This is a genomic window from Dysgonomonas sp. 37-18 (assembly GCF_001899125.1).
Classification (GTDB): Bacteria; Bacteroidota; Bacteroidia; order Bacteroidales; family Dysgonomonadaceae; genus Dysgonomonas.
On sequence record NZ_MKVC01000036.1, the window covers coordinates 23250 to 35902 of the forward strand.

At 37.0% G+C, this 12653-nt stretch carries 7 protein-coding genes; 1 reads left to right on the forward strand and 6 read right to left on the reverse strand.

Annotated elements, in window-relative coordinates:
* Nucleotides 1-356 precede the first annotated feature (356 nt).
* The 6 genes from BGO84_RS13770 to BGO84_RS13795 all read right to left on the reverse strand — a co-directional run bounded on the left by BGO84_RS13770 (nucleotide 357) and on the right by BGO84_RS13795 (nucleotide 9107).
* Nucleotides 357-2102 carry a sodium:solute symporter gene (locus BGO84_RS13770; RefSeq protein ID WP_291030000.1) on the reverse strand — a complete coding sequence of 582 codons (1746 nt, stop codon included), beginning with the start codon at nucleotides 2100-2102 and terminating at the stop codon, nucleotides 357-359.
* A gap of 15 nt (nucleotides 2103-2117) precedes the next feature.
* Nucleotides 2118-3785, reverse strand: coding sequence for a ribulokinase (locus BGO84_RS13775; RefSeq protein WP_291030002.1), 1668 nt, complete (start codon nucleotides 3783-3785; stop codon nucleotides 2118-2120).
* Nucleotides 3786-3933: 148 nt separating this feature from the next.
* Nucleotides 3934-5436, reverse strand: a complete 1503-nt coding sequence (araA, locus tag BGO84_RS13780) for an L-arabinose isomerase (protein ID WP_135104269.1) — start codon at nucleotides 5434-5436, stop codon at nucleotides 3934-3936.
* A 25-nt stretch (nucleotides 5437-5461) separates the two neighbouring features.
* Entirely contained in the window at nucleotides 5462-6997 is a 1536-nt protein-coding gene (locus BGO84_RS13785) for an alpha-N-arabinofuranosidase (RefSeq protein WP_291030004.1), read from the reverse strand.
* A gap of 29 nt (nucleotides 6998-7026) precedes the next feature.
* The gene (gene araD, locus BGO84_RS13790; RefSeq protein WP_291030006.1) at nucleotides 7027-7710 is read right to left on the reverse strand and encodes an L-ribulose-5-phosphate 4-epimerase; all 684 of its coding nucleotides are present in this window, start codon (nucleotides 7708-7710) and stop codon (nucleotides 7027-7029) included.
* A 374-nt stretch (nucleotides 7711-8084) separates the two neighbouring features.
* The gene (locus tag BGO84_RS13795; protein ID WP_291030008.1) at nucleotides 8085-9107 is read right to left on the reverse strand and encodes a LacI family DNA-binding transcriptional regulator; all 1023 of its coding nucleotides are present in this window, start codon (nucleotides 9105-9107) and stop codon (nucleotides 8085-8087) included.
* A gap of 882 nt (nucleotides 9108-9989) precedes the next feature.
* Between BGO84_RS13795 and BGO84_RS13800 the strand changes: the two genes are divergently transcribed.
* On the forward strand, nucleotides 9990-12641 hold the full coding sequence (locus tag BGO84_RS13800) for an alpha-L-rhamnosidase (RefSeq protein WP_291030010.1): 2652 nt from the start codon (nucleotides 9990-9992) through the stop codon (nucleotides 12639-12641).
* The last annotated feature ends 12 nt before the right edge of the window (nucleotides 12642-12653 follow it).

The following is a 12653-nucleotide window of genomic DNA, read 5'->3' on the forward strand; positions in this document are numbered from 1 at the left end:
TTACTATCAAATGATCTTAGAAGTTTCATTTATAGGCAGAGCAGATGTATGCATATCTTTTCACAATATTGTGATAGATATAGAGGGGTAGGAGATGAGGTATCTTTTGTATCTTTATTAGGTTAAATAAGATTAGTTCTCTTGTGTATAAGAAACTGCTTTTAGCTTTTTATAAAAGCTTTTTTGTAAAGTTTTTATATTTAATTGTTTATGATTGTTCTCTTTGTCTGTTTATAAATATAATTAAAGAAAGTTGCATAAACACAGAAGAGGCTGTCCAATAAGACAGCCTCTTGCTTTATTCCTTTATAAAAGTATTCTGTTGTTAAAAATTTATATATAAGTATGTTATTGTTTTACCAAAAGTATATGTAAAATGCAACACAAAGAATTACAACTCCCAGTGATGCGATAACATCCCATTTATTCCAACTCTTGCTAATAAGTTTCTTGTAATCGCTAGAGAAAGTGATAGCATCTATCTGTTGGGCTGTTGGCTTCGGAGTGAAGAACGACACTACTACCATTAGCAACATAATGAATACTAGTAGCCATATTTCAAAAATAAGCCAGTTTGTTTGCCAGAACCAACTTGTATATTCCCAATACCAGCCGCTCATTGCATCCTTACCGGTGTTGGTAAATATATTGGTTAATAAGCGTACCATCCCAATGGCGAATCCTACTATCATACCAGCTTCTCCGGCCTTAGGTGTAATTCTTTTAGAAAAGATACCAAGAGCAAATACGGCTACCATAGCAGGAGCGAGTAATGATTGAATACCTTGCAGATAGTCGTAAAGACTACCAAGGCTCATCATAACAGGTATCCAAACAATACCGAGGATAACGACTACAATTGTCGCAATACGACCTACCAAAACATAAGTAGATTCACTCTTATTTTTGAACATAGGTTTATAGAAGTCTTCCGTAAACAATGTTGCGCAAGAATTGAAGAATGCAGCCAAAGAAGCAATTAAAGCTGATATAAAACCTATGGTAACAATTCCCTTCACACCTGCAGGCAATACAAATTTAACCATTGAACCGAACGCAGTATCCGGATCATCCAATGTAAATCCGCTATCGGGACGTGCAGCCAATGCCGCTGCTACCATACCCGGTATTAGGAACATGAACACAGGCAACAATTTGAAATAACCCGCAGCAATAGTACCTCTACGCGCACGTTTCATCACTACATCGTTGTCTTCGCCCTTGCGTTGTCCAAGTACACGTTGAACGATATGCTGGTCGGTGCACCAATACCAGAAACCTATTATTGAAGCTCCGATAAATACCCAAAAGCCGGGATAATCATCATATAACGGATCTCCGGTATTAAAGTGAAACATGTGGTTTGTACCGTATGCAACACCATCTTCTCCTACATTCAATGTTTTTGCATAGTCGATCATCGCTGTCCAACCCTCAGGGATGCTACCTCCTCCAAGAGCAGATAATCCTAGGAAAAGCACAAGGAATGAACCTATAATAAGTATCGGTGTTTGGATTGCAGATAGAGTCATAACTCCTTTCATACCACCGAAAACAGTAAAAATACCCGTTAGTACTATCAAGCCGATTGCCCCATACCAGAAAGGCAGACCTAGAAGGCTTTCCATAAAGATACCTCCTGTAAATGCGGTTACACTCACTTTGGTAAGTACGTAGGCTATAAGTGTGATGATAGACAACCAAGAACCTGTAGCAGGTGTATAACGGTATTTTAGGAAGTCGGGCATTGTAATGATTTTGCCCATCTTGTTGTTCATCAGTTGATAGAATGGTACGAATAACCAACCTAGAATAAGTATCATCCAGCCTTGCATCTCCCAGTGTGCCATACCCACTCCGGCTTTAGCACCTGTTCCGGCAAGTCCTACAAGATGCTCCGATCCGATGTTTGCTGCAAAGATGGCAGCACCTATTATGTACCATGGTTCGCCTTTTCCGAACAGATAGTCTTCGCTACTGGCACCTTGTTGCAGGCGTTTGTCTTTTTGTATCGAACGCCAGACAGCCCATGTTACTGCCAGTATCCCAACTGCAATAATCACCCAGTCGAGCCAAATAAATTCGTGTGAATTCCAGTTCATAGTATGATATTATGTTTAAGAGAATAATTCTGTTTCAGTAAATTTTCCTAGTTTTTGATATTTTGCATATATATGCATATATACCTCATGTTTCTCCATATTAGGTTTGTATTCGTGTACAAATCCTTGTCCCATTGCTTTCTGAGCAGCTTTAATGTCAGGATGGACTCCAGCTGCAACAGAAGCAAACATTGCTGCACCAAAGGCGCATGCCTGTTCTGATTTAGCAACTTTTATAGGCATTGCCAATACGTCTGCCAATGTTTGCATAACCAATGGCGATTTCAGGGAGATACCCCCTATACCAATTACGCTATTGATTTCAATTCCGTTTTCGAGAAAGCGATCTACAATTGCTTTCGACCCAAAAGCTGTGGCCTCTACCAACGCTTTGAAAATTAGAGGAGCAGAACTGGCTAAGTTTAATCCTGTTATTGTTCCTTTTACCATTTGATTGGCATCAGGCGTACGACGTCCGTTCATCCAATCGATTGCTAAAATAGAACTTTCTGATACGGGAATTTTTTCAGCTTCTTTGGATAGGGTAGGGATTATCTTGTCAAGAGTTTCGTCTATTAGTTTTTGCTTTGTTTCCTGATCTATTAGTGCAGACTCTTTTAGTATATTCTCCAAAGGCCAAGCCAACACAGATTTAAACCATGCATAAATATCACCAAAACCAGATTGTCCGGCTTCTAGACCTACCATTCCCGGAATAACAGACCCATCTACTTGTCCGCAAATACCAGGAATTAACTTTCCGTGCATATCTTCATATGGAGCAATCATTATATCGCAAGTAGAGGTTCCGATAACACGAACAAATGCCTTCGGTTCTATTTCGGCACCTACAGCTCCCATATGACAGTCAAACGCTCCTGCACCAACAGCTACATTTGTTGTTAATCCAAGCCTGCCAGCCCATTCTTCTGTTAGGTTTCCTACTTTAACTTCGCTTGTGTATGTATCGTGAAATAGTCTTTCTCTATACCCTTTCAGTTCGGGTGCTATTTCTACAAGAAAATCTTCTGTTGGCAAGCCATCCCATTCTTTCAGCCACATGGCTTTGTGTCCTGCAGCACAACGTCCTCTTACTATATCTGATGGCTTTGTTGTGCCTGTAATTAGAGCGGGCATCCAATCACAATGCTCTATCCAACTGTAAGCTTCTCCGGCTACGGCTTTATCTTCTTTCAGAACATGTGCCACTTTTGCCCAAACCCATTCGCTGGAGTATATACCACCTACATAGGCAGTATAGTCGATAGGCCAGCGTTTGGCTACCTCATTTATTTTAGCTGCTTCTTTGATCGCTGTATGATCTTTCCAAAGGACAAACATTGCATTTGGATTTTCTGCAAAATCAGGTCGTAATGCTAACACTTGTCCGTCTTTATCAATCAGGGCAGGAGTAGAGCCTGTAGTATCAAATGACATGCCTACTACTTGCTCTGCTGTACCTGCCGGAGACTTACTCAGAGCCTCCTTTACGGATTCTTCTAAAGCTTCTATATAATCGAGAGGGTGTTGTCTGTATTGGTTTTTTTGAGGATCACAGTATTTCCCCTGTATCCATCTTTTATAATATTTGACTGATGATGCAATTTCCTTTCCTGTTTCAGCTTCTATGATTACTGCTCGGCAAGAGTCAGAACCGTAATCAAGCCCTATTGTATATTTCATATATTTTATTTTTCATAAATAGTATGAAATTCACATTCCATTATAGTTGGTAACTATAGTATATGTTCCTTTCATAAGGTAGTTAACTTTTTAATAATAAAATAAGTATAGGGAATATCACTACTCCCCATACTTGAAACAATCTAACTCAGCTTAACGCTGTATTTAATAAGTAGTATACTTCATTTACTTTCAACTCAAACTTAAAGTTATTTATGGTTGTATTCTTGTCTATAGTCACCAGTTCTATACCAGCTATATCTGCATAGTCTTCCAGCATTTCGGTAGTGACAGAATATGAGAAGCTTGAGTGATGAGTCCCACCTGCCAATATCCATGCAGCGGCACCAATTTCTAGGTTAGGCATTGGCTTCCACAATGCACATGCGACAGGCAATTTAGGTAGTGGTTTTGGTTCTTCTACTACTACTTCATTTACAATCATACGGAAGCGATTGCCCATGTCTACAATTGTAGCTGCAACACCTTCACCCTTGTGTGCTTGAAATACGAGGCGCGAACAAGTGCGAGCATCGCCAATACCAAGGAAATGAACTTCGATGCGAGGTTTTGTTCCGGTTATATCCGGATTGATTTCCAACATATGCGATTGCAGAATAGTACTGTTCTCTCCATCGAAATTGAGCGTATAGTCTTCAAGGAACGATTGACCGCCGGGCAATCCTTTTCCCATTACCCACATTGTACGGACAAGGGCAGCCGTTTTCCAGTCGCCTTCGGCTCCGAATCCGTAGCCTTCCGCCATGAGGCGTTGAGATGCAAATCCCATCAATTGTTTCATGCCTTCAAGTTCATTAAAGCTGGTCGTGAACCCCTTCGCTCCCTTTTCTTGAAGAAAACGACGAAGCCCTATTTCCTGAGCTGCTGCATCACGTACAAATTGATGTTTTTCTCCTCCTTTTTTGCAATCAGCAGCAAAGTCATATACTTTTTCGTATTCAGTAATTAATGCATCTATTTCAGTTTCTTTTACGGCTTCTATATACGGAACTAATGTTGCGATAGGAGCATTGTCGACATGATAACCCAAACGCATTTCGGCTTCTACCTTATCTCCATCTGTTACAGCGACGTTGTTCATATTGTCTCCGAAACGAATGATAAGCATATCCTGAGCATCTGCCCATCCTGCACATACACGCATCCAAGAAGCTAGTTTAGCCTGTACCTTTTCATCAGACCAATGTCCGACAATTACTTTTCTGTTTTTGCGCATACGGCTTACCATATGCCCAAATTCACGGTCGCCATGTGCTGACTGATTTAGATTCATGAAATCCATATCGATTTCATTCCAAGGAATTTCTTTGTTGAATTGGGTGTGAAAATGTAGTAGAGGTTTCTTGTAATTCTTTAATCCCTGTATCCACATTTTTGCAGGAGAAAAAGTGTGCATCCATGTTATTACTCCAATACATTTATTGTCAGAATTGGCATCAGAAAAAGCCTTTGCTATTTCTTTAGATGAATTGACAGTTCCTTTATAAACAACTTTGATAGGTAGTTTGCCTGAGTCGTTCAAACTTTTTACCATTTGAGTAGAGTGTGAATCCACAGCAACTACAGCATCGCCTCCATATAGTAATTGCGCTCCTGTAACAAACCAAATTTCTAAATCTTTAAAATCCATGATATTATTTATTGTTAATGAATTATTAATTAAGTTCCAACATTACAACCGATTTGGATGGTAATGTTATCGATATTTTGTCTTTTGATAATTTCGCTCCTGTAAATGCTTTCACAGAAACAACATCGGGAGTGTCGAAGGAATTGTAGTCATTTATTTTGCCTGATGTCAATACTTGTCCCGAAACGTTTTTAACTTCTATTCCCCGCAAATCAGCTTCTATACTTTGTTCTTTGTTGGGGTCTATATTTACCAATGTAATATGAACTTTTCCTGAAGCGTCTTTTGATGCTGATACACTGATGGCATCAATTTTTTTCCCATTCAGCTCGTATTTAGCAGAAGATAGTGAAATAGGAAGCAAAGTTGCATCTTGATGAACTTTATAAAGATAATAGACCCAATAAGTAGGAGTCAACAACATCTTTTCCTTGTCGGTTAATATTACAGCTTGTAATACATTTATTGTTTGCGCTATGTTAGTCATTTTTACCCGATCGCAATAGCTATTGAATATATTCAAATTGATAGCAGCAATAATCGCGTCGCGCATCGTGTTTTGTTGGTAGAGAAATCCGGGATTGGTTCCAGATTCTACGTTATACCAAGTACCCCACTCGTCGGGGATAAGGGCGACTCTTTTTTGCGGATCGTATCGGTCCATAATGTTTGAATGTCTTTTTAACAAATTATTCATTTGGAGCGTTTTTTCTATAGTCACATAGTATTCCGCTTCGTCGAATTGTGTAGCGGAACCTTTGTCTTCCCAATTCTTAGGAATTGTATAATGGTGCAAAGACAATCCCTGCATTTGACGTGCTGCATTTTTCATCAAAGTCTCTGTCCAATTATAGTCGTCTGAGTTAGCGCCTCCGGCAATAAGATAGAGTTTGTTGTCGCCATAGTTTCGGCAATAAGTGGAATAACGTTTGTACTGATCTGCATAAAATTCGGCAGTCATATTACCTCCGCAGCCCCAGTTTTCGTTTCCAATTCCCCAGAAAGATACTTTCCAAGGTTTCTCGCGACCATTTTGACGACGCAGGTTTGCCATTGGGCTTTCTCCATCGAAAGTAATGTATTCTACCCATTTAGACATTTCTTCCACTGTGCCACTCCCTACGTTTCCACAGATATAGGGCTCACAGTTCAACTGTTCGCAGAGATCGAGAAATTCGTGCGTGCCAAAACTGTTATCTTCGACAACTCCTCCCCAATGAGTATTCACCATTTTAGGACGTTTATCGCGAGGGCCAATCCCATCCATCCAATGATATTCGTCGGCAAAACAGCCTCCGGGCCAACGCAAATTAGGAATTTTGATATCGCGTAAAGCTTTTACCACATCGTTGCGGATACCACGCGTGTTGGGAATGGAGGAGTCCTCACCTACCCAATAGCCTCCGTAAATACAATGTCCGAGATGTTCAGAAAAATGTCCATAAACATGTTTGCTGATAACATCTTTCCCCTGATCGGCATTAATAACCAATTTATTTTGGGCTACTGAAATAACAGCGACACCGCTTAGAAATAGTATGGAAAGAATAACTTTTTTCATGGTATAATATTTAAACGTGTGTAATACTTTTATTGTCCGTAATATGCATCAGGACCATGTTTTCTGAAAAAGTGTTTTTTTATAAGCTCATCATTCATCTTTAGTTGTGGGTTGATGCTATATGCCAAATAAGCCATTTTAGCGACTTGTTCCAATACTACTGCATTGTGAACAGCATTATGCGCATCTTTTCCCCACGAGAAAGGACCATGATTATTGACAAGAACTCCCGGTGTATAATCCGGATTTAGCGCTGCAAAACGCTCGATTATTACATTGCCTGTTTCGAGTTCATACTTGCCTTCAATCTCTTCTTTTGTCATTTGTCTTGTACATGGTATCTCATTTTTAAAGTAATCGGCATGAGTAGTGCCGATATTAGGTATATCACGGCCTGCCTGAGCCCAAGATGTGGCGTAAGTAGAATGGGTATGTACAATTCCCCCTATATTTGGAAAAGCTTTATATAAAGCTATATGAGTTGCAGTGTCGGATGAGGGTTTCAATTGCCCCTCTACAATTTTTCCATCTAAATCGAGTACAACCATATCTTCAGCTTTCATCTTTTCATATGATACTCCTGAAGGTTTGATTATTACCAGATTTTTTTCTCTATCGATAGCACTAACATTTCCCCATGTGAATATGACTAATCCATGTTTTACCAGATCCAGATTAGCATCGAACACCTCTTTTTTTAATGATTCTAGCATGATATTATATATGGTTTAAAAGCTTATTTAAATCATAAGTGTTCACTGTACACTTATGAGTACAATGTTAATAATAAGTGTAAAAATATACACTTATTTTTGATATGTTTTAAAACATGTATTAAGAGTTCTTATGTCTAATTTGATCTATTTTCAAAAAGGATGGAAAATAAAACTTCGAATCTTTATTTTATATCTATTGAAATGAATGCAGACAGGGAGAATATTGTAGTATATCCTGTTGTTTTTGTTTTATTATTTACGTAGTTTGTGTTTAAGGATAGGTCTTGTTAGGAATCCAAGATTCAATCTTTTAGTAGATATAGGTTAAAACAAGACTATTTTTTAATCCTGTTTATATTTATGTTGTACTCTTAATTATTTAAATAAAGAGTACATGGTAAAATAACTCTATATTGTCCTTTTTCACCAGCTTGTTTGCTTTTTTCCTGAATCTCTCCGAGTAAAATATCTACAGCATTTTTACCTATATCTGCAACGGGCATTTTTGCAATATTAATTTTTGGTGCTAAAATTTTGAATAAAGATACGCCATGTATACATGCCAGTTGAAATTGTCGATTAAAGTCAATTCCTTTGTTATCAAAATAAAGGAAGGCTTCTACTGCTAGAATATGTGTGGTGAAGAAGAATCCATCTACATCAGGTACTTTTTCAAATATATTATCTAGTACTTTTACAATTTTATTATCATAATCTTCATATTCTATATTTCCCACAAGCGCTGGATTAAATTTGATACCAGAATCTGACAATGCTTGTTTATAACCCTCATTTCTTTCACCCATTGTAGTAAGATGAGAGTTTGTAGTAATAAGTGCAATGTTTTTGCACCCCATACCTATGAGATGTTTTGTTAATTTGTAGCTACTTTCCTTGTTGTCGATAATTATATAACTTGTTTGCAGTTCAGGAAAATAACGGTCGAATGTTACTAAAGGAAATTTTTCAGATATAAGCCGCTCTATTTCAACTTTCGATCGCTTTGTCGGTGCTATAATTATACCATCCACACCTTTCGATTTGAACATCTGTATTACAAGATCTTCTTTATTGAAGTCCGATTCGGAACTTGCTATCATCAGTGAATATCCATGCATATTGGCTTGATTTTCTATTTCTCTGGCTATTGAGGAATAAAAATAATCGGATATGGAAGGCAGGATAAGCCCAATGGTTTTGGTCTGCCCAATATTAAGACTTCGAGCTATTAAATTTGGCTGATAGTTCAATTCTTTTGCACAATTCAGTACAATCTCTTGTGTATTTTTACTTATACCTTTTTTCTCTGCTTGTCCGTTCAGTACCCATGATACTGTGGTTTTAGACAAGTTTAATTTTTCTGCAATATCTTTAAGTGAAACCCTTGTTTTCATATATAATACACAAATTGGTAATTTACTATATTTAACGGTTAAATATTTAATTGATCTGAATGATATATAAGTATATTAGATATTTATATGTGCAATAGTAGGTTTAGTATTATTGCCAACTACATCTACATTATCTTAACTCTGATTAGGTTCGAATATCTACAGATAATTGTTTTAGTATTATTTAGCTTCATCTATACATATAAATACCTGTTTATGTCTCTAAAAGTATATATAAGGATACCAATTCCTTTTTATCATTCAAATATAATATACTATTTATATTTCTACAAATGTATATTATTTTACTTTCTCGTTAAAATAATAATACTTTATTTTTATCTTATATAAGAATCTTCGCTCTTATTCTTTTCCTCGTTTAATGTATATTAGATTCTATTTATTAATTTTAATTTGTTGTTAATAATATATTTATGTATTGTTCTGATGTCTGTATTCTAAATGTTCCATTTTTTAACAATGGTTAATTATGAAAGATATTTGAACTTTTTATTGTGGTTTTTAAAATAAGAATTAAATTTGTATTGTTTAACCGTTTAAGTTGTGTTTAAGTATCTTTAAATGAGGTTTTGTTATATGCCTGGATTAATTTAAATAACAAATTCCCTTTCTTAAGATAGAGGCGCAGGCATGATTATAATGAAAAAAACGATATTTAAATATAAACTTATTGGATTAATCAATACGGAATAACCAAATTAATATACATGAAAATATAATGAAACCATAATTTTATACGTATGTAATAGTTTGTTAATATGTAGTTTCTACTTTTGCAAACAGCTTTACCGAAAACTTCTTCTATTTTTTTGAATATTTTACTAAACCGTTAAAGTTATTCGTGATAAAATAATAATCACCATGCATAAATATAGATTAACCATAACCATTTTATTATTGACAAGTCTCTTTATTATTCTAGCACAATCTTGTGAAACAAAGAAAGTCAAGATTAACAACTTAAGATGTGAGTATATGCACAATCCTATTGGAATTGATGCTGTTTCTCCTCGATTTACATGGAATTATGAAGCAATTTCAGGACATGACTTTATACAAGGAAGCGTTCAACTTCTACTTTCAAGTAATAAGGAAGCTCTTTCAGAAAAGACTTCTAATGGTATATGGCGTTCGGGAATAATCTCTACCAACGAAATGTTCATTACCCCTGATTCCAGTTGTGTGCTTGAACCGCACACTACATATTATTGGCAAGTTATAGTATGGGACAATAATAAAAAGCAGAAGATTGTATCACCTGTCAGTCATTTCGAAACAGCTTTTATGCAACCTTCAGCCTGGCAAGGAAAATGGATATCAGACAATGAGGCTATAGACAGTCCTAGAGCACCCATGCTACGTAAATCTTTTGAAATAAATAGTAGTAAACAAATAGCGAAGGCTAGGTTATATATTAGCGCCGCCGGATATTATGACGTTTCTATTAATGGGAAGTCTGTTGATTCTTCCGCCTTTCTGGCTCCGGGCTACACCCATTATGATAAACGGAATTTGTATAACATTTATGATGCAACGTCATTGGTACAATCCGGTAAAAATGTTATAACATCTATCTTAGGAAATGGGTTTTACAATGCATTTGCACCTGTGGCAACGTGGAGCTTCGAAAAAGCCCGTTGGCGCAACCGCGCTTCTATGATCAGCGAATTACATATCACTTATAAAGATAATACGAAGGATATTATAATATCAGACTCCACATGGAAAGTTTCTTCGTCGAGCTCTTATGTGCAAAACAATATTTACAGTGGGGACACTTACGATGCGAATAAAGAAATTGAAGGATGGGATAAACCAGCCTTTGACGACTCTATGTGGGCTAATGCAAAAATAATGAATGCTCCGTCTAACCGTCTGGTTGCAGAAACAGAGCCCGTAATAAGGAAAATAAAAAATATAAACCCGATATCACTAAAGTCTTTTGGCGATACTGTTTTTGTCTATGATTTTGGTGTGAATATGACAGGTGGATGTGAACTAAGAATAAAGGGAGAGAAAAATACAAGAGTAGAGATACAATATGGTGAATTACTGAAGCCAAATGGGCGATTAGAGATGCGAAATCTCGACATCTATTATAAGCCTCTTCCGGGATTGGCTTTCCAAACAGATGTACTTATCCTTGATGGCAAGGAGTGTGTCTTTACACCTAGATTTTCATACAAAGGATTCCAATATGTAGAAATCCGTTCAAGCCGTCCGATAAAACTTGATGAAACAAATGTAACAGCACTTAATTTTCATTCTGATTTAAAAGAAGTAGGTCATTTCAGCTGTTCTAATGACCTGCTGAATCAGATATGGAAGGCTGCAAACCGGTCATATTTATCGAATGTGATGAGTATACCTACCGATTGTCCTCAACGAGAAAAAAATGGATGGACAGCGGATGCCCATATTACAATGGATTTGGGATTACTAAATTTCGATGGTATCCGATTCTATGAAAAATGGATCGAAGATATGGTTGACAACCAGAATTCAGAAGGTCGTATTTCCGGAATTATACCAAGCTCGGGTTGGGGATATGATGACTGGATTGGTCCTGTATGGGATGCTGCGATGTTTATTGTCCCAATGGCTCTGTACGATTACTACGGAGACAAACAAAGTATAAACAGAATATATAGCACATGCGAGAGATATCTTGCATATTTGGCAACCAGAGAAGATACTGACGGCTGTGTAACCTATGGTATAGGAGACTGGGTACCTTACAAAACTCAAACGCCTACCGAATATACTACTTCGTGCTATTATTATCTGGATAATCTTTATATGGCTAAATTTTCTGAAATACTAGGTTACGATGGGTCAGTTTATAAAGCAAAAGCAAAAAGCCTTAAGGATTTGATTAATAATAAATACTTTGACTACCGAAAAAATATATATGCTAACGGATCGCAAACATCATTGGCCATAGCACTTTATTTAGGAATTGTTCCCGAAGGAATGGAACAAAAAGTAGCCGACAATTTATATCGGTTAGTAAAAGAAAATAACGGATACCTCGATTTCGGAGTATTGGGAAGCAAGACAGTACTGAGAATGCTGTCGAAATATGGCTATGCAGATATGGCTTATCAAATGGCATCTAAAGAAGATGAACCTTCGTGGGGTGCATGGATAAAGAAAGGTTTTAATACAATGCCCGAAACATGGACTTTGTCTCCCGAATTCAGAGATGCTTCTATCAATCACATGTTTTTGGGTGATATCAATGCATGGATGTATAATGTTTTAGCCGGTATAAACTTTGATCCTAACAATGCCGGGTTCAAGCATATTCTCATACAACCTCATTTTGTAGAAGGTCTGGATTGGGTGAAAGGGGATTACAACTCCGTAAAAGGACTTATACGATCTGAATGGAAGCGGGTAGGAGGTAGCATTCAATTAGATGTCGAAATTCCAATCAATACAACTGCTACTGTTCTAGTAGGAGATAAGGCGATTTCTATTGAAGGAGGAAAGCATAAATTCAACTTTTAAATACAACCTAAA